We start from the raw sequence: 20,010 nt of genomic DNA, 5'->3' as shown, positions 1-20,010 counted from the left end.
ATGTAGTGTAAAGGTGAAGGGAAGCTATACTTTAGTACTTAAAAGTACAGCTTCCTGCACCCATTCCACATAATTCATTTATGTTTTATTAAACGGTTACTTCGTCATTCTCAACGGGCTGAACACGAAATTCCCCTTCCCATTTTGAAATCACACAGGTAGCCACTGCATTGCCGGCAACACTCGTTGCCGAACGGCCCATATCGAGCACCTGGTCGATACCCAGCAACAGGGCCAACCCTTCGATGGGGAGGTTGAACAGCGACATGGTACCGGCAATGACCACCAATGACGCACGAGGTACACCCGCAATGCCTTTGGAAGTTATCATCAGGGTCAGCATCATGGTTATCTGCTGTTCAATGCTTAGGGGCACATGATAAGCTTGGGCGATGAACGCGGTTGCGAAGGTCATATACAGCATCGACCCATCCAAATTAAACGAATATCCCAGGGGCAATACAAACGAAATAATGCGCTCTGAACAGCCAAATCGGCGTAGTGCTTCAATCGTTTGCGGAAACGAAGCTTCTGAACTGGCCGTACTAAACGACAGAATTACCGCCGAACGAATTTCCTTCAGCAGTGCAATATAGGGTATGCCAACCACTAGACAGATGGCCGCCAGAATGACGAAGATGAAGAATAACAACCCCCCAAAGAAACAGAGAATCAGGTAAACATAGCCCCCCAGAATACCCAGCCCCTGTTGAGCAACAATGGCGGCAATGGCTCCCAATACCCCAAACGGAGCAAATGCCATAACGTAACCCGTTACCTTGAACATCACATGCGACAACGCATCCAGTGCCTTTATCATGATCTTGCCCTGTGCACCAATGGCCCCCACGGCAATACCAAAAAAGATACTGAACACCACAATCTGGAGAATTTCGTTGTTGGCCAGGGCATCAATGAAGCTTGTTGGCACAATGTGCGTAATGAAATTCTCGAACGACATTTTCTGAGCCTCTACGCCAACATCCGTGCCTTTAGCGGGCAATTGAGTGATGTTCATCACTTCGCCGGGGCGCATAATGTTAACAACCAATAGCCCGACAACGAGTGAGAGGATCGTTGCGAAATAAAAATAGGCAAGCGTTTTAAGTCCAATACGACCTACTGTACCGAAATCACCCAGTTTGGCGATACCTACAACGAGCGTGGCAAAGACAAGCGGCCCGATAATCATTTTTATGAGCCGGAGGAATATTTTTGACAGGATATTTAAATCAGTCCCCGAAAATCCGGAACCCGTGTCCGGAAAAAAGTAACCAATGGCAATACCGAGCACCATGCCCAGAAAAATACGTGTTGTTAGGTTAGGTAGTTTCATGAAGTGAGATTAAAAGACCCCTCGTAGACAAATGTAAAAGAATCCGGTCAGTTCAAAAAGCCCCCCCTGGCTTACAGCGTAGATATATGCTCTTAAGAAGATCGAGTTGGCGTCGACTTAATTTCTTTTTTGCAAAAATGGCACATCCTCCTTAGTATGCGCCTTAATCAGTGGATTACCTATAATTTGTGCACTAGGTACGTGTACGGAACACCCGTTTGTAAATGGGTTTTCGGTACACAAACTGGAGCCAGAGTAATGGGTAAAACAAGTAGTCCGTTAGCAAAAAACCTGTTTTAAATGTAATATCGTCAATCACGAGCGTTTGATTCGTCCCCGGCTGGGGCAACCGGCATAACCGGTGCCGATGTTGCCAGTACGATAGAAAAAAAGGCAGCTTAACCCCATGATCAACAAAGAAAATCTCGTCTTCACCCGTCTGCTGATCAATAATATCGCTGATCCAATCTTGACGGAACAGCAGGAAATTTAGTCTCAAGTGAACAACATCTCCCGGCAAACAGCCATCAAACCGAATTACATCAACAGGGGGAAATGGTGGACTGAGCTGATTAAAAAGTGAACGGTCAAACCCGGCCCAAACGGCACTAAGTGGTTGTTTAACCGGCGTACAAAGGCGAATCCGCATAAGAAGATTTAGGGTAAAAAATGAATGAAAAAGGCCTCATTTATTTACTTTCAACAAAAACTTATTACCTTAAAGTTAAAAATATCGGCTCAATGGATTAAACAGACCTTAATACCTAGTTAATCCAGCCTGAATTGGGCAACTCTTAATATCAATTATGCACTGGCTTACCCATTGGGCATTTTCCTGGATACTGTTTGGACTGTTTAGTTTACCCGTGCCGTTGTGGGCGTCCTCCGAGCCGGAATACCTGACGGTTCGCAACGGTTTACCCCAGGGATTCGTCAAATCATTAATTCAGGACAAACAAGGCTTCATCTGGCTGGCTACCCGCGATGGTCTGTGCCGATATGATGGCATTCATTTTCGTGTATATACGCACGACCCTCAACGAGCCAGGTCATTGTCATTTAGCAGTATTTACGAGATCAAAGATGACCGTCAGGAAAAACTTTGGGTTCGCACGGAAAATAACAACGTCGATTGCTTTGACCCCGTAACCGAACAGACCAGACGGGTGTCCAACTCACCCGCCTTCCGGCGGGCCTTAGGCCGCGATCAGGTAATCGGTATTCAGCCAGATCATGCGGGTAATGTGTGGGTAGCCACGCAAACAAACGGCTTTTTTCGGCTCAATGCAAACGGTACCGTTTCGAATCGTCACTGGATTATACGGGGCGACACCAGTCAACGGACGCTCCATGCGCTGCTTCTCGATCGGCATAATCAACTGTGGCTGGCAGCCGACGACGGATTGTTCCGGTTCAATCCGGTCTCAGGGCAATTTGTCGGTTATCATACAGTACAGGGGTTACCTCAAAATGAAGTTTTCGCACTCCATGAACGGTCAACGGGCGAATTACTGCTTGGGTTTCCGGGCCGCTTTGCCATTTTCAATCCTTCTACCGGGCAGATACGGCAGGTAATAGCCATACCGGGCCCGCCGACGGCGATACCGCTCTTTGCAAAAGATTATCGAGGCATTGATTATATTAATCAAAACCGATTTACGGACCGGGCCGGGTTAGTTCCTCTACTGGATGAAGCCGGTACGCGAAACGGGCTTAACACACTGCTCAATCAACCTGCCACTCTTAGCCGGTCTTCTGCCCTTTCTTTACTAGTCGACCGAACGAATGTGCTCTGGATAGGTCTGAATGGCGATGGTGTGATCAAATACGATCTCAACAAACGTCCATTTCAGACGTGGCCCTACACCCAGAACTTTCAGACGGACTGGCTTACTCAACAGTTTAGCGTACCCCTCAATGCGGTTCCGGCGGTGATACGTCAACAATCATCTGCCAGTATGCGGTATCAGTTCGACCGTCAAAAAAACTTGTGGATCACCAGCCCGGAGATAGCTCCCTACCGTTACAGTCCAGAACGGCAAACCTTCTCGCCGGTTCAACCGACGGGTATCGAATCGCGCTGGCTGCAAAACGGACAACTTCAGTTTACGGCTCTTTCGGTGGGTGCACAAGGTGAACTGTGGGGCCTTTTGGGTCCGCATAACCAGGCTGTGGTCCGGCACAACCCCGATAAGGAGACGTTTACGGCTTTTCCCTTACCCCTTCCCAAAAACCATCCTTACTCGATTATGGCGATGGTTGTTGATGGGGGCCGGGTTTATCTGGCTACAAAAAATCATGGTCTGCTACGTGCCGACCTATCCATAAAACGACTTATTCAATGGCATAGTGGTGGAACTACGGAACGAAACTTACCAGGCGATGCACTCTTATGCCTCGCACAAGACCCGATTCAATACAGTTACCTCTGGATTGGCACGTTTGGTGAGGGCTTATGTCGACTCGATAAACTGACGGGTAAAATCCAGCGATTCCCGGTTGGAAAGGCCATGTCGAGCAACATCATTTATGCGATACGGGCAGACGGTAACGGTCATTTGTGGCTTAGCACCAATCGGGGTTTGTGCCGATTTGATACCCGAACAATGGAAGCCCGTAACTACATGGCCGACGACGGGCTACCGGGCGAAGAATTTGAGCAATTTCATGATGTTGCCTTACCCGACGGACGGTTGATTTTTGGGGGTACCGGCGGCTATACTACCTTTAATCCGCGCCGGGTTAGTGAAGATCCCATAAAACCGGTGGTTGCCCTTACTGCCCTGCGTATCAATAACCAGCCGGTAAATGCTACAACCCCCGGCTCTCCGATTCAACAGGATATAAACGCAGTGACAGAGCTTACATTAAACCACTTGCAGAACTTCCTTTCCATCGACTTTTCAGCCCTTGAGTTTAACCAAAGTCATAAAAATCAATACCGGTATAAGCTGGTCGGGTTGGATAAAGACTGGGTCTATAGCGGTAACCAGGCAACAGCGACGTACACGAGTCTTCCGCCCAATACGTACACACTAATTGTCAATGCATCTAATACGTCGAGTATCTGGAGTCCGCATGTACATTCATTACGCATTGTAATCAGTCCCCCGCTCTGGGCCACCTGGTGGGCCTACACCGCCTACGCGCTACTACTTACCGGGGCCATTATCCTTTTTGTACGGGTACGGATCAATCGAATCCGGATGAGAAGTCTTATCGAATTACGGGAGCGGGAGTCTATCCAGTTAAAACACCTTGATGAAGTAAAATCGCGTTTCTTTGCGAACATAACCCACGAATTTCGCACACCGCTTACGTTAATTCTGACCCCGCTTGAGCAGGTTTTGAACGAATCGACCAATTCTCCCTATCATAACCGCCTTTCGCTTATCTACCGAAACGCGAACCGGCTCCTGCGCCTGATTAACGAGTTACTCGATCTGGCTAAACTCGATGCCGGGAACCTCACCCTGTCACCAGCCCCCGCCGATTTGCAGGAGTTCATTACCCGTACCGTTCTGGTGTTTACGGATGAGGTACAGCGCAAGCATATTCAGTTAGTACAAACGCATCATTTCAATCAACCTTACTACTGGTTCGATTCGGATAAGGTCGAGAAAATTTTAACGAACCTGTTGATGAATGCATTGAAATTTACGGATGAGCACGGATCGATAAACGTGGAAACAGCCGTGTCATCAACCAACCTAACGGCTTCATCGGCCCCCGTTGATCTGATTAAACTGGTGGTGCAGAATACCGGAACTGGGATCCCGAAACATCAGTTACCGCATATTTTCAACCGCTTCTATCAGGCCGATCCGATGACGGAACAGTCTGTGGGCGGTTCAGGCATTGGTCTGGCACTCGTTAAGGAACTGGTCGAGTTGATGAAGGGTACCATTACGGTCGAGAGCGATCTGTATTCGGGAACCACCTTTACGGTCGAACTGCCCTGTCGTCAGGCTCGCGCTGATCTGGTCACCGACGGCCAAGGCAATAACGTTGGCTCAGCCTCCAGCAAGCATCGCACGTCGGCTCAGCAAAACGGCCAGGAGGATAAAATGCCGTATATACTCTTGGCAGAAGATGACGACGATATTGCCAGTTTCATTCTTACCACGCTCAGTACCGAGTGGCGGGTATTGCGCGTGAACAACGGAAAGGCAGGTTTGGAAGCCGCCATTATGAACGGCCCGGACTTAATCATCAGCGACGTGCTTATGCCCGAACTCAATGGGTATGAACTATGCCGACAATTAAAAAGCAACCCCATTACGAGTCATATCCCAATACTGCTGCTAACGGCGAAAGTGTCGGCTGAAAGTCGGCTCGAAGGCCTCAATGCGGGGGCTGATGATTACCTATCCAAGCCGTTTCAGGTAAACGAATTACGTGCCCGTATTCGAAACCGGCTGGCTCAGCAGCAGCAGGCTCGTCACTATTTCCGAAGCCAGTTATTACGGGAGGGATACTTACCACTCGCCAGCCAGGCACCGGAAGATGATTTCATGAATCGCGTGTATGCCCTCCTGGAATCCCACCTCGACGACTCGACATTTGGGGTCGAACCGCTGGCAGCTGCCATTGGCATGAGCCGCATGCACCTGAACCGGAAAATTAAAGCCATGACCGGTTTAAGCCCGAACGAACTGATCAGAGCCGTACGCCTAAAACGAGCAGCTGAGTTGTTAATGACAGGAGCCTCGGTATCTGAAGTTGCAGATCGGGTTGGCTTCGATACCCCCGCCTATTTCTCCAAAGTTTTCAAGGAACACCACCAGCTTACCCCTTCCGAGTATGTTGAACAACACCGGCAGGAGATGTCAAAATAGTGGACCGGATCGACAGTGGTTATACCCCTTTGCGGGTCGTAATCGGTAAATATTATAGGCTATAGTGTTTTACTGGACCTTTAATGAACGCAAAAGCAAACTTTCATATATGATGTTACAAATTTTATAGGACGTGTTACGAATGAGCAAGGCTTAGGATTGGATTGGCTTTAGTATTGCATCAGTTACTTACAAATAAGGTTTCTGACAAGTAATATTCTCACGTATGTCCATATCCACTTTTTCTTTTTCCAATCGAGTTGCCCCCACCGAGTGGCCTCCACTTAAACTTTATCTACGGGAAACAGGACGTCAGTTCTTTGCAGTTTCTGACCTCGTATACCTCCAGGCTGTTGCTAATTATAGCTGGCTAAACTGGGCAGACGGCAAACGGATGCTTATGCCCCGTACGCTTAAATATTATTCCCCCCAATTACCTACTGAGTTATTTATCCGTCTCCACCGTAACTGTGTTGTTAACCGGCACTTCGTGGAACGGCTAGAACGTACAGACACAGGAGGTCTGGTTCACCTGACAACGGGTGAAGTTCTGCCGGTTTCACGTCGTCGCTGGAGTTTAGTCCGTCGGCAGTTAGCAAACAACAGACCACAATTAAATTGAAGACAACATCTTAATTCGCTCGTCAGGGTTAGGATCGAGAACGCATGCAGGCGCATCAATAGCCGATTCTCTACTCTGGAGTCGGCTATTATTCGTTGGGAATTCACCAGGCAACTGTTGATTGTTACACGCCAGACACTTTGCTTCCCGTCAACAAAAAAACATTTTAATCCCGCCGGGGTTGATCAGTCAAGGGCACTATAACGCCTGGCTTCTGCCCTTTTATGCAATCCAGTTCCAATCTGGCTCACAAAACGCTCGATGCGCACCAGCGGTTGAATGAGCACTATGGGGTTCAGCCCATTCGGGGTTATAGTGACCCAATGCATGAGTTAATTGGAACTATCCTCTCGCACCGAACAACGCACGCCAATGAAGTGATGGCGTATCGAACCATGCGGGAGCGATTTCCCAACTGGGAGCAGGTACGGGATGCTCCTCTGCCCGACCTGATCGATGCGATCCGGTCGGCAAACTACCCTGAAATCAAAGCCCCTTACATTCAGAACCTGCTTACCCACCTTTTCCGGGAAACCGGACAGGCGAACATTGATTTTTTAGGAGAGTTATCCACCGAAGATGCGATGATCTGGCTCACTAACCTTCCGGGTATTGGTATGAAAACGGCGACGATTCTGTTGCTCTTTAAATTTCAGAAACCGGTTTTGCCCGTTGATACCCATGTTCACCGGGTTACCCAACGGCTTGGCCTGATCGGACCGAAGGTGTCTGCCGAAAAAGCCCACACCATTCTGCTGTCGTACCTTCCGCTGGATGCACTAGTGCTGTTTAACTTCCACAAGCATTTCTACTGGCATGGCCAACGGATCTGCACATGGTACTTTCCCAAATGCAGCGAGTGCGTTTTACAGACTATGTGCGACTATTATCAATCCGGCGGTACTCCTGTGCTAAGCAGTACGCCCATCCGAAAAAAACCGGCGAAGTAAGAAATGGAACAGCTGACAACTAAAGATGCCCTGCCAGTTGCTACAGTGGAAGGGCATCTTTAGTTGTCATGAATTAACTGGCAGGGCCGCTCTTGCGTTCGTAGAACGCCTTCGCCTGCTTAACCCAGTCATCACGTTCGATACGACCCGGAAAAAACTCGATCAGTTCATTCACTTTGTCGGTGTCTTCTTTGGTGAAATTGGCTACCTGCCTAAAGGTGTAAATGCCTAAACTATGAAGCTTTCGCTCCAGGAAGGGTCCTATGCCTACAATATCTTTTAGGTCATCCGCTTCGGTTGCTGTGGCCCGGCCAATTCGATCGAAATTGACTTCCCCGGCACGGGCGGCAATTCGCGACAAAACGGCAGCTTCCGAGTTATCGGGCCTTACATCAATGGCTGGTATAAGGGGCGGAACAACAGACGGCATTTGCGGGATTAGCACATTGGCTGATGAGCTAACCGTTGACTCCGTCGAGTCGGCATCGATTAATTCCGGCGTGGAGTCGTTCGATAAAGCCGGCAATAATGGGTCGGCATGAACAAAGGCAGGCTGTGTTTCCAACAGGGGCTCGGGCATAGCCGGTGCACTCGGGTTGCCCGTTAGTTTCGCTTGCTGACACCGTTCCAGTTCTGCCCGACTTTCGGCTATTGACGAACGTAATGCTTTAACCCGACCTGAAAGTACCATTCGGCCTACGAGCCAGCCAATAAAGGCAGCAAGCATGAGAAGTAGTACTATTTCTATGGTAGCCACCGGTTGGCTAAAGGGATCTAATCCAAACATAACGGGATTTCTGTTTAAGGGGTTTATTAACTCATCGGCAGATAGTCGGGCTACCAGACTCCAGTACGCTTTACCCCAACTGCCGGAGGTTAGACATTTATTTCTTGTTTACCAGGTCAGCGGCTTGCCCAACCCAGTTATCACGTTCGATACGGCCGGGAAAAAACTCGATGATGTCGTTTACCTGCTCAATATCTTCGGGTGCGAAATTGGCAATCTGCCGGAATGTATAAATGCCAATTGCATTTAGTTTTTTTTCCAGATAAGGCCCTATTCCGACGATAACTTTAAGGTTATCCGCATCGATGGCAGATGCCATTCCAATCCGGCCGAAGTTTACTTCGCTTGAACGAGACCGGATACGATTCAGCACAATAGCCTCCTCATCGTCCGTATCGGCGACAACTGGCGTTTGTCGGTAGCAGTCGTCAAGATCGCGTTCTGTTGTAACGAGAATTCCTTCGAGTTCTTTAATGGTACTTCGTCGGGAAACATATCCTATAATAAAGCCTAACACAGCCGCCACGACCAGCATAATCAACTGCTGTAACTGGGCATCGGGTAGGTTGAGGGGATTCATGTCAAACATAGTTATATAAGTTTACAGTTGGGGGTTAAGGCACTCGGGTGCTGCCCAAGAACGCCAAAAACGAAAACGTTTGTACTTTTTATTCAACGACTACAGTAACGCGTCGGTTGGCCTTTCGGCCTGATATGGTGCTGTTATCTGCTTTGGGTTCGGTTTCGCCTTTAGCCCGAACATCTATCTGACTGGCCTCAATATCCGTTTTACGCAATTTGTTCTTAACGTCATTAGCCCGATCTCTGGATAACTGCATGTTCACCGCATCGGGGCCTGAGCTATCGGTATGCCCGGTCAGAACGAGTTTTTTATCTTTATGTGCCGACAGATATCTGGCAGCCTCTTCAAAAAACTTTACCGTTTCACCCGTTTGGATGTAGTTTGTCTGTGCCAGGGGGAAGTAAAGGTCGATTGGCTTGAAGACTGAGGAGAATTTTTCGGCCTCGGCCAATGCTTTTTCCGTGGTTGGCTCCGTTAGTTTAGAGACAGCCGGTGCGGTAGCGGTGTCTGTTGACATGACTGGCTCAGCTCCGCTAAAGGAAAAATCAATACCTCCGTATAGTGAGTCGCCCTGATCTATCCGAAACGACAGGTCTTTTTCAATCCCTTTCGTCGTAAGTGAAGCAGTTGGTATCCCCTGCTGAACAAGGTATTGCCGGATGCCCTCTGCCCGAGCCAGGCCCAGATTTGGAAACGGAGTTGTATTTGCTTCAGCCGACGAGTAGTAGCCCACAATTTCGAGCCTTCGGCCAGGGTTGGCTTTTAGGTACGCAAGCATTGTTTCGAGCGATCCACCCAGGGTATTCATGTTTGCGTTGGCACCTGATCTGGCAAAGCTGAAATTACCTGGTAAATCCAGCCGAAAGAGGTCCCCATCGACTATAGAGTACCCGCCGACACCGGCTGATGTACTATCGAAGGAGATGTCGGTTGGGGCGATAACCGGTTGAGTTACATTGCCACACAGCTGCTTAATTATACACACATGCCACCAGGTCGAACCGATCATCCATAGCAGTAGCAGGATAATCCAAGGAGTTTTGTTTGTGAGCATAATTAGGGGTGTAGGTTAGTACTAATCCAGTATTTATTGTACAGAATGAGACAGCTATGGTGGAAAAAGGTTACCCAAAAATAAATGTAAGTCATGCAAAAGCAAGATTATGCCCCCTATTGGGCACATTTTTATCCTGTATCCACTCCCGAATTCCTTTGTATAGTTAAAAGTAGACTGGTAAACGGTACTGGTTATTAGGTTGTATAGTATTGGACCGTTCGTTGCCAGCTCATTAACAGACTGTTGACCAGTGACTAATAACTTAACAACTAATAACCAGTATTTAAAAACTCTCCGGCGCTCCTCAAAGTAGCGTCGTATGTCCTTAACTTGCTGTTTTAAACAGCCTGACCTTCGATAAATGATTATTGATCTGCGTAGCGATACCGTTACACAACCCACGCCCGCCATGCGCGAGGCTATGTTTTCAGCCCAGCTTGGCGACGATGTCCTTGGCGACGACCCAACGGTCATTGCGCTCGAAACACAGGCAGCTTCTCTGTTCGGTATGGAAGCTTCTCTGTTCTGTGCGTCGGGTACCATGACCAATCAGTTGGCCATTCGTACGCATACACGCCCCGGCGATGATGTTATCTGCGATTATTTGTCTCATGTCTATCAATATGAAGGCGGGGGAATTTCGGTAAACGCGCTGGCTTCGGTGAGTCTGGCCCACGGCGAACGGGGTAAACTCACCCCGGCACTTATCCGGGATTACATCCATAATCCGACCGATTCACACAAGCCTTTGTCGAGACTGGTTGTGCTTGAGAATACGATCAACAAAGGCGGTGGCTGCTACTATACCGTTCCCGAAATTGCCGCTATTCGTAAAGTATGCGATGAACATGGTCTTATTCTTCACCTCGACGGCGCACGACTGTTCAACGCCCTGGTGGAAACCGGCGAGCCTACGGGTGCCTACGGCCAGTTGTTCGATTCGATCAGTATCTGTCTCTCGAAGGGGCTCGGGTGCCCGGTAGGGTCGCTGCTGCTTGGCAAAGCCAGTTTTATTCAGCAGGCACGGCGCTTCCGTAAACTGATGGGTGGCGGATGGCGGCAGGCCGGATTTCTGGCTGCTGCGGGCATCTACGCCCTCGACCACCATATCGACCGGCTAAAAGTGGACCATTCCCGTGCCCGTAAAATTGGAGCCATACTCGAACGCCTGCCCGAGGTGGAGGATATTCTGCCAATCGAAACCAATATTGTCATTTTCAAATTACCCGAAACCATCCTGGCAGCGGATTACGTTAAAACCTTAGAAACAAAAGGCATCCGCAGCGTCGCTTTTGGCAAACATCTTGTGCGGTTCGTAACCCACCTTGATTTTACCGACGAGATGCTGGTGGAGATGGAAACAATTATTAACCGGAATCTTAGCAAGAGTTGAAGGATTAATCAATATTACTGGCTTAAAAAGATATTATGATAAAATTCCAGTTCATTGTTTAGGGATCAATCTTGACTAATCTTTTTAATCTTGCTAAAATCCCGGTCCTGACAAACTATGCATATTCAAACCAGAACATTACAGAAAGAAGACTACCATGACCTGAAAGAGGTTATGATTGAGGTTTACAGCGGAATTGGTGGCGATTACTGGTCCAAAAGCTCAATCACCAAACTCCTCAACATCTTTCCGGAGGGGCAGTTTTGTGTAGAGGTCGATGGAAGAGTAGTAGCTATTGCGCTGGCTATTCGGGTGAATTATGCCAAGTTTGGGGATACTCATACCTACTATGAAATTACGGGAGGCTATACCTTTAAAACCCACTCAGAAGAAGGGGATTATATGTATGGTATTGAAGTATTCGTTCACCCCGATTACCGCGACCTTCGTCTTGGCCGACGGCTGTACGACGCCCGTAAAGAGCTTTGTGAGCACTTGAATCTAAAAGGAATTCTTGCCGGAGGACGTATTCCCAATTACAATAAATACGCCGATGAACTGAGCCCGCGTGAGTACATCGCCAAGGTGAAGCAGAAGGAGATATATGACCCAACGCTCACGTTTCAGTTGTCGAACGATTTTCACGTTCGGAAGGTGCTTCGCGGTTATCTGCCCGGCGATTCCGAATCGAAGGAATACGCGACACTGCTGGAGTGGATCAACATTTATTACGTTGCCGAGAAAGATAAAAAGCCGCATACGGATTCGATAATCCGGTTGGGTGTCATTCAATGGCAGATGCGTTTATTCAAAAATCTGAATGCGTTTCTGGAACAGGTTGAGTTCTTCGCTAATGCCGTCAGTGATTACCGGGCCGATTTTATGGTGTTGCCCGAGTTTTTCAACACGCCCCTGATGGCCGACTTCAACGATCTGCCGGAACCGGTTGCCATTCGAAAGCTTGCCGACTTTACGGAAGCTGTTCGCGAAAAACTCTGCGAATTCGCCATTTCCTATAATGTCAACATTGTGGGTGGCAGCATGCCCCTCGTCGATACGGATGGCAAACTTTACAATGTAGCCTACCTCTGCCGACGCGACGGCTCGTTCGAAGAATACCGCAAGATTCACATCACACCCAACGAAGTCAAACACTATGGTATGGTGGGTGGTTACGAGATCCGGGCTTTCGATACGGACTGCGGTAAAATTGGCATGCTGATCTGTTATGACGTCGAATTTCCGGAGCTAGGACGGATTCTTGCCCAACAGGGGATGCAAATCCTGTTCGTTCCCTTCCTGACCGATACCCAGAATGGCTACTCGCGCGTTCGGCACTGCGCCCAGGCGCGAGCCATTGAGAACGAATGCTATGTTGCCATTTCGGGTTGTGTGGGCAACCTGCCACGTGTTCAGAATATGGACATTAACTACGCACAATCGGCCGTTTTTACCCCGTCCGACTTTCAGTTCCCGACCAACGCCGTCAAAGCCGAAGCCACTACCAATACCGAAATGGTACTTATTGCCGATGTGGATTTGAGCTTATTAAAAGAGTTGCACGAACATGGATCGGTCCAGGTTTTAAAAGATCGCCGGACGGATTTATATGATGTGACCCTCAAAAAAGCGGCTAAGAAAGCCCTGAAGCAGAAAAAAGCCTCCCCCGATAACGACCCGGAACAAGTTGCTCCGATCATTGTAGTGTCGGACTAGACTGTCTTCCTGTTATTCGTTAGGTCTGGTTATCAAGTTATTGGTTAGTACATAACTGATGACTAATAACTTGATAACCAGACCTAACGAATAACTAATAACCCGTTTTTTGGTCAACGCTAAAACGCTTTAGGAGTACATAATTCTCCAGCGCTACCCCTGCCAGCACGCCCACGCAATAGCAAAGAAAGTCGCTCCATACGAAGGTAAACCCCAGCACCAGCCCACCCAGGCGGGAAGCCCGAATGTTGTCGATCCAGGGAGCGTGATATATCTGGCTGATTTCAATGCCAAACGAAAATATAATTGTTGCAAGTGCCAGCACTTTTATTGACCATGTACTGAACAGAAAAGCAACGCCAAAATATACCATTAGTGCCCACAAGGCATCCCCAACGTAGCTTTTCACAAACGGCACTTCGCCGAAAAAGTGTCTGGATGCCAACCCCATAAGCAGGGTAAAAAGCATAAGCAATCCATAAACGAGTCGATTTCGATTGACAGGCGGCACAGTGGTCAGGTTATAAGTAGCTTTATTCGGACGAATTAGGAGTTAATCTAACTAATTTGGGTGAAATAGGAATTATTCTCACGCCAAAACTGTAACAATATAAATTACATTAATGAACGGACGATTCGCCATATCGATGCACATTTTAACGTTGCTGGCCCAAGCCAACGGCGAATGGCTGTCGTCCGACTTTTTGGCTGGAAGTATAAACATCAATCCGGTGCTGGTGCGTAAGGAGCTAATCAACCTTCGTAATAAAGGACTGCTGATAAGCCGGGAGGGAAAAAACGGAGGAAGTATGCTGGCTAAATCAGCGGCTCAAATTCGGGTATCGGATATTTTTCTGGCAACACGTCAGGGTGCTTTTCTCGGTACATCCCGCAATAACCCAAATCCCAACTGCCCGGTTGGTAAGCAGATCACCCAACACCTGAATGGGTTATATCAGGAAGCCGAAGAAGCCCTTCTCCATAAGTTAGGCGATACAACACTGGAAGATTTCAGCCATCGATTTAATTGATTTTTTTTTACCAAAACTGTAACATTTTAAATTACATTATACACGTTAACTAACCAATCATTAGTATGAAACTTGCCTTAATTGGAGCCTCCGGCTTTGTTGGTTCTGCCGTTCTGGACGAAGCCCTGACCCGTGGTCATAGCGTGACAGCCATTGTTCGCCACCCTGAGAAAATCACCGTTCGTCATGAAAACCTTAGAGTTCAGCAGGGTGACGTATATGATGCCACTGCCGTTGCTCAACTGATAGCAGGGCATGATGCCGTTGTCAACGCATTTAACGCGGGCTGGACAAATCCCAATTTGTACGATGATTTCCTGAAGGGATGCGAAGCGATTGAAACGGGTACTGAGCAGTCTGGGGTTAATCGGCTCCTAGTGGTTGGTGGCGCAGGGAGTCTGGAAGTGGCGCCGGGGGTTCAGCTGGTCGATACGCCCCAGTTTCCGGCAGCCTATAAGCCGGGTGCTACGGCCGCCCGTGATTACCTTACCCGCTTACGGAAAAATACAACCCTCGACTGGACATTCCTGAGCCCGGCCATCAATCTGGCACCTGGCGAACGGACCGGCACATTTCGTTTGGGCACCGACCAACCCGTTTTCGATGAAAAAGGTGAGAATACTATTTCGGTCACTGATCTTGCAGTAGCCATTATCAACGAACTGGAGCAGCCGCAGTTTATTCAGAAAAGGTTCACGGTTGGCTATTGATTTTCCCCGATAACAACACGTCCGAAAGGGGACAAGCTGCCCCCTTTCGGACGTGTTGCTGTATCGAAACGTACCTGTATACACGAAAATACAACCGATCTGACTGAGTATATACCCCTTTTTTCGACCCATTAACCACAATTATTCCCGAACGCCAGACGGGGGACATACATTTGCGTAATTCACCCCAAGAACTGAATGGCCATCTGGTTACGAGCCCATAGCACCCATGTATTGATCGGCCTCGCGCTGGCAATTTTACCGCTGATCTACTGCGTATATGCGGGCGTAAGCTGGTCTCCGCTGCGACCCCACGAACACCTGGTTCAGAATGGACTGGCCTATAGCTTTCTGGTTCTGTTCTCTTATCTGAATCACACGGTATTTGTACCCCGTTGGTTTCTGACCAAACGCTACCGGCAATACGTACTTATCGCCGTGAGTTGCATACTGGCCGCGGTCTATCTTCCCTATCGCATCGAGCAATGGGTCTACTTCAAAATACCAGCTGAAAATACGCCACTGGCCTGGGCCCGCCAACTCTTTGTGGAGGAGATGATGCTGCCAAAGCCCGCGGGTTTGTCGCGCCAATCCCGTTTCGGCGATCACAGACATACTTTCGAGTCATTTAATAAACCTCAGTCACTAACAAACCATCCCTTCGATACAGGACACGACGGCCACCACGTTCCACCGTTCACGCTGCTGCTTCCGGTAAAACTGGCTACCTTTTTCCTGCTGGGCAGTGTTAGTACCCTCATTTCCATCTCCCTTCTGACCGCCAGCCGACTTCATCAGATTGAGAATGACCAGTTACAGGCTGAACTTCGCCAACTCAAAGCGCAGATACAACCGCATTTTCTATTTAATACCCTTAACAGCATTTATGCGCTGGCCATTCGTCAGGATGAACAAACCGCCGATGCGATCGTCAAGCTCTCGGAGTTCATGCGTTACATCATTCGCGATGCCCACCGGGATAAAGTAGCGCTTGCCAAGGAGCTAAGTTATATTGCTAACTACATTGACCTCCAGAAAGCCCGGCTGCGCGATGCCGTTCAGATCGACTACCAGTTGGAGGGCAACGCGCAGCAACTGGAAATTGCCCCGCTGCTACTATTCTCATTCATTGAAAACGCATTTAAATACGGGGTCAGCCCCGACGAAGAATCGCCGATCGATATTCATTTACGTATAGAAGATACCAGCCTGCATCTGTACGTAGCCAACAAAAAAGTGGCCATCAATCAGTTCGAAAATTCAACGGGTATGGGCCTAAAAAACGCTGGAGAACGATTACGACTCCTGTATCCGGAAGCCCATCAGCTAACCATCGACAATAACGAGACCAACTTTCGTGTCAACCTTAGCCTTACTTTATCCTGATGAAAGCCATTGCACTCGACGACGAACGTCCGGCCCTGGATATCATTGACGCCTTCTGCAGCCGCATCGATTCTGTTGACCTCGTTAAAACGTTCACCCGCACTGGAGAAGCTCGTTTGTATCTGGAAACGAACCCTGTTGATTTGATCTTTCTAGACATCAACATGCCCAAAGAATCGGGGCTTGACTTTTCCAAATCCATTCCCCGGCAAACCCTCGTTATCTTCACGACCGCTTATAGTGAATATGCGCTGGAGAGCTATGAGGTAGAGGCTGTCGACTACCTGCTTAAACCTTATACCTTCGACCGCTTTGACAAAGCAGTGCAGCGTGCCCACAGCAGGTGGCACAATCGTCATAAAACGGATAATCCGGAAACAGCCGAACCCAAACAGCTCTTTTTCCGGGCTGATTATGGCCTGGTAAAGGTTACTGTTGCCGACATTATTTTCATTGAAGGACTGGATAACTACCTGAAAATCCATTTACGGGAAGCGCCCCCGGTTGTTTTGCGACTTACGTTAAAAGCAATGCTTGACGAGTTACCGGCCGGAAAATTCATCCGCGTTCACCGGTCATTTATCGTTGCCTTCGACAAGATCCAGTCGATTCGCAGCAAACTGATTTTGATAGGAGACGAGGAAATTCCAATCGGCAGCAGCTACGAAAAGGAGTTTTTTAGCCTTTTCATGAAATAAGATTGCCAGGTACGAATAACTTTTTATCAGGTCAACTAACTAGTTAACTGCCTCATTTAGCCACATATTATTCCTGATTCACCACAAGTGCAGGCTAATTACCCCCGAATGAGCGGGGTTGACCACTCTTTTTCCACGCTACGATTTGTACACGCCACCTTTGTCCTGTAAGTAAGTTGCAGACAGGTCGATGTCACAAGGTAAACAGCTCATTCGCCACAACTTTTTAGTTCTTTACCCCAACACGTCATCGGTTTTGCAACGTCGATTAACCATTCCAGGTATTGTCCAAGTAAACGCTCAGATGCTGAGTAGAACCTACTCAGCCTATAGTATGACCTTATGAATAAGAACAATCGAACAGCCATTCTGCTCTTACTCCTGGGAGTTGGCAGTTTTTTCACATCCTGCAAATCAACGGATGTTGACACCAGCAGTTCAACGGGCTCCACAACGGGCTCGACGACAGGCTCCACAACGAATAACTCCAGCTCGATCACAACGACCCTATCGGCCACGGCTACCACAACGAGTTGTGCATCAACGGGCGTTGCGCAAATTGTCTGCCTGGCCGAAGCCTTCAAATCGACCCTGAGCAGTACCCAGCAGTCGACCCTGCAACTGACCTACTCTAAAGCCAATGCTCAGAAATGGTCCAACCTGCCCGCCGGTATGTCGGCTCGGAATGGGATCAACCTGGGTTCACTCAGCGACGCACAGCTGGCAGCTTTCCGTAATCTGATGGTCGCCGTACTGGCGCTGAACACAACGAACGAAGGGTACGATGAGATGATCGGGAACCTGGTTGCTGATGATTACCTGAACACAATCGGTGGCGGCTCTACCTATGGAGCGGGTAACTATTACATCTCGTTTTTGGGCACACCAAGTGCTTCCAGTCTGTGGGCAATTTTGTTCACTGGCCACCACTATACCCAGCCTTTCACCTTTAATGGCGGAGTAAGTACGGGCGTTACGCCTTCTTTCCGGGGTACCGAGCCCCAGGCGGCCGTGACGGCTGGCAACCGAACCTACGCGGCCTTCGAACAGGAACGGGTGGCCTTTGCCAATCTGCTGACGGGCCTGAGTACAACCGAGCAGGCGACGGCCAAACTGTCGGGTACGTACAACGATCTGGTACTCGGGCCGGGGCAGGATGGTAAATTCCCGGCTACCAAATCGGGTTTACAGGTAGGCAGCCTAAGCAGCGACAAGCAGGCACTGGTGCTGAATGCCATCAAGCTCTACGTGAATGATCTCGATGCGAGCCTTGCCGCTGCCGTACTAACCAAATACACGACAGAACTAGCCAACACCTATGTCGCTTTTTCGGGTACGACGGCCATGAGTTCACAAGGCGATTATGTCCGTATTGACGGACCAAGTATCTGGATCGAATTTTCGTATCAGGGCGGGATCATCATCCGGAATACGCCCCACTCCCACTCCGTCTGGCGCGACCATACGGCCGATTATGGCGGTAATTAGGGGCTTGCTCTAACTACAAAGAAATGAACGGAACGTCTTTTCTAAGCAATCAGCCAACTAATAGCAACAGCCGTCTATCGGGATGGCTGTTGCTATTAGTTAGTCTGCTGTTAGCCTCAGGGCAGCCCGAACATGCTACTGCTCACCCCATGCCGAACTCGGTAGTGCAGCTTAACGTCCACCCTCACCGCATTGATGCCGAGTTGCAAATCCCGCTTTTCGAGCTGCAATCGGCCTGGGGTCATGCCGTAAACGATTCATCGGTCGGATTAGTGGCGCGGCTCGGTCCTCAGCTACGGGCCTATCTTGAAGCACACATTCGCCCACAAAGCCCGGACGGGCGTTTCTGGACTGTATCGGTTGGGCCAATGAGCGTTCATGAAAGCCAGAACCCCATTAACGGGGTGTACCGTGAATTGACCGCGCAGGTACAGATGGTTCCTCCGGCGGGCAACGATGTACGGCAGTTCAGGTTCTATTACGATGTGGTGTTGCATCAGGTAATGACCCATACCATTCTGGTGTCGGTACGTCAGGACTGGGAACGAGGGCAACTGGCCGAAGCCGAACCAATGCAGGTCGGCACCATTAGCCTCGATATCGTCAACAACCGCATTCTGCCCTTGCCCGTCAACCTGGCATCTGGAGGCCAATGGACCGGCTTTATAGCTATGGTTAAACTGGGCACGCAGCACATTGCAGAAGGCACAGATCATTTACTTTTTTTACTGGTATTACTGTTGCCGGCTCCCTTGCTCCGGGCCGGGCAGCGTTGGGGGCGATTTGGGGGCGTTCGGTACAGTTCGAAACGGTTGCTAGTGATTGTCACGGCCTTTACCGCCGGGCATTCCCTAACGCTATTGCTGGGATCGCTGGCAGCCCGGTATCCCGAATGGGCTGATTTACCAACGCAGCCGGTCGAAATTCTGATTGCCCTGTCGATCCTGGTATCCGCCATTCATGCGGTACGACCCATTTTTGCAGGTCGTGAAGCCTGGGTTGCCGCCGGTTTCGGCCTTATTCACGGACTGGCGTTTGCCAGCGTGCTGATAAATCTACAGCTGGACGCGGGCCCTATGGCACTAAGTATTCTGGGCTTTAATCTGGGGATCGAACTAATGCAGCTCTTTATCATTTTGCTGGTAATTCCCTGGCTGCTACTGCTGAGCCGCACCCCTTCTTACGCGATTGTCCGGCTGACGGGGGCATTCCTGTCGGGTATTGCTGCCCTCGCCTGGATAGCTGAGCGCGTATCCGGCCAGCGCAACAGCCTGACCACAGGGATTGAAGAAATTGTCGGTTACGCAGCCTATGGCCTTATTGGCTTGGTGGTGTTATCGCTTTACCTCACCTGGCGCAACAGGCCCCTGATTGATTCTCCCGGGTTATGAAAGCACAGGAAATTATCGGAAATT

At 49.2% G+C, this 20,010-nt stretch carries 17 protein-coding genes; 11 read left to right on the top strand and 6 right to left on the bottom strand.

Annotated features, from left to right (window positions below):
• Positions 1-88: 88 nt before the first annotated feature.
• Both NT073_RS16540 and NT073_RS16535 read right to left on the bottom strand, forming a co-directional pair.
• Positions 89-1,336 (bottom strand): dicarboxylate/amino acid:cation symporter, encoded by a 1,248-nt coding sequence (locus NT073_RS16540; RefSeq protein ID WP_297375557.1) that lies wholly within the window; start codon positions 1,334-1,336, stop codon positions 89-91.
• Positions 1,337-1,529: 193 nt separating this feature from the next.
• Positions 1,530-1,985, bottom strand: a complete 456-nt coding sequence (locus NT073_RS16535) for a hypothetical protein (protein ID WP_297375555.1) — start codon at positions 1,983-1,985, stop codon at positions 1,530-1,532.
• Positions 1,986-2,142: 157 nt separating this feature from the next.
• On the opposite strand from NT073_RS16535, the gene NT073_RS16530 reads away from it, so the two are divergent.
• The 3 genes from NT073_RS16530 to NT073_RS16520 all read left to right on the top strand — a co-directional run bounded on the left by NT073_RS16530 (position 2,143) and on the right by NT073_RS16520 (position 7,746).
• Positions 2,143-6,174, top strand: a complete 4,032-nt coding sequence (locus NT073_RS16530) for an ATP-binding protein (protein WP_297375552.1) — start codon at positions 2,143-2,145, stop codon at positions 6,172-6,174.
• A 226-nt stretch (positions 6,175-6,400) separates the two neighbouring features.
• Positions 6,401-6,796 (top strand): LytTR family DNA-binding domain-containing protein, encoded by a 396-nt coding sequence (locus tag NT073_RS16525; protein WP_297375550.1) that lies wholly within the window; start codon positions 6,401-6,403, stop codon positions 6,794-6,796.
• A gap of 224 nt (positions 6,797-7,020) precedes the next feature.
• Positions 7,021-7,746, top strand: a complete 726-nt coding sequence (locus tag NT073_RS16520; protein ID WP_297375547.1) for an endonuclease III — start codon at positions 7,021-7,023, stop codon at positions 7,744-7,746.
• Positions 7,747-7,819: 73 nt separating this feature from the next.
• On the opposite strand, the gene NT073_RS16515 is transcribed toward NT073_RS16520, so the two are convergent.
• From NT073_RS16515 to NT073_RS16505, 3 genes are all read right to left on the bottom strand, one after another.
• Entirely contained in the window at positions 7,820-8,473 is a 654-nt protein-coding gene (locus tag NT073_RS16515; RefSeq protein WP_366107401.1) for a hypothetical protein, read from the bottom strand.
• A 157-nt stretch (positions 8,474-8,630) separates the two neighbouring features.
• Entirely contained in the window at positions 8,631-9,122 is a 492-nt protein-coding gene (locus NT073_RS16510) for a hypothetical protein (protein ID WP_297375543.1), read from the bottom strand.
• Between the two features lie 79 nt (positions 9,123-9,201).
• Positions 9,202-10,170, bottom strand: coding sequence for an OmpA family protein (locus tag NT073_RS16505; RefSeq protein WP_297375541.1), 969 nt, complete (start codon positions 10,168-10,170; stop codon positions 9,202-9,204).
• A gap of 364 nt (positions 10,171-10,534) precedes the next feature.
• On the opposite strand from NT073_RS16505, the gene NT073_RS16500 reads away from it, so the two are divergent.
• Positions 10,535-11,566 carry a GntG family PLP-dependent aldolase gene (locus NT073_RS16500; RefSeq protein ID WP_297375540.1) on the top strand — a complete coding sequence of 344 codons (1,032 nt, stop codon included), beginning with the start codon at positions 10,535-10,537 and terminating at the stop codon, positions 11,564-11,566.
• A gap of 117 nt (positions 11,567-11,683) precedes the next feature.
• Positions 11,684-13,282: a carbon-nitrogen hydrolase family protein gene (locus tag NT073_RS16495; protein ID WP_297375538.1), complete on the top strand. Its 1,599-nt coding sequence runs from the start codon at positions 11,684-11,686 to the stop codon at positions 13,280-13,282.
• Positions 13,283-13,376: 94 nt separating this feature from the next.
• Here the strand turns inward: NT073_RS16495 and NT073_RS16490 are convergent, their stop codons facing one another.
• Positions 13,377-13,793, bottom strand: coding sequence for a DUF2809 domain-containing protein (locus NT073_RS16490; RefSeq protein ID WP_297375536.1), 417 nt, complete (start codon positions 13,791-13,793; stop codon positions 13,377-13,379).
• A gap of 112 nt (positions 13,794-13,905) precedes the next feature.
• Here NT073_RS16490 and NT073_RS16485 point away from each other — a divergent pair, with 112 nt between their 5' ends.
• The 6 genes from NT073_RS16485 to NT073_RS16460 all read left to right on the top strand — a co-directional run bounded on the left by NT073_RS16485 (position 13,906) and on the right by NT073_RS16460 (position 19,986).
• Complete coding sequence (locus NT073_RS16485) at positions 13,906-14,313, top strand: Rrf2 family transcriptional regulator (RefSeq protein WP_297375534.1); 408 nt, start codon at positions 13,906-13,908, stop codon at positions 14,311-14,313.
• A gap of 65 nt (positions 14,314-14,378) precedes the next feature.
• On the top strand, positions 14,379-15,023 hold the full coding sequence (locus NT073_RS16480; protein ID WP_297375532.1) for an NAD(P)-dependent oxidoreductase: 645 nt from the start codon (positions 14,379-14,381) through the stop codon (positions 15,021-15,023).
• A gap of 198 nt (positions 15,024-15,221) precedes the next feature.
• Complete coding sequence (locus tag NT073_RS16475; protein ID WP_297375530.1) at positions 15,222-16,409, top strand: histidine kinase; 1,188 nt, start codon at positions 15,222-15,224, stop codon at positions 16,407-16,409.
• Positions 16,409-17,107 carry a LytTR family DNA-binding domain-containing protein gene (locus tag NT073_RS16470; RefSeq protein ID WP_297375527.1) on the top strand — a complete coding sequence of 233 codons (699 nt, stop codon included), beginning with the start codon at positions 16,409-16,411 and terminating at the stop codon, positions 17,105-17,107. The genes NT073_RS16475 and NT073_RS16470 overlap by 1 nt, the downstream gene beginning before the upstream one ends.
• 342 nt (positions 17,108-17,449) lie before the next feature.
• A complete protein-coding gene (locus NT073_RS16465) occupies positions 17,450-18,595 on the top strand; it encodes a DUF3500 domain-containing protein (protein WP_297375526.1) in 1,146 nt (381 codons plus the stop codon).
• Positions 18,596-18,618: 23 nt separating this feature from the next.
• A complete protein-coding gene (locus tag NT073_RS16460; protein ID WP_297375524.1) occupies positions 18,619-19,986 on the top strand; it encodes a HupE/UreJ family protein in 1,368 nt (455 codons plus the stop codon).
• Positions 19,987-20,010: the final 24 nt, after the last annotated feature.

It is taken from the genome of Spirosoma sp., from assembly GCF_026391055.1.
Classification (GTDB): domain Bacteria; phylum Bacteroidota; class Bacteroidia; order Cytophagales; family Spirosomataceae; genus Spirosoma.
This window is presented reverse-complemented; position numbering and strand designations above follow the sequence as displayed.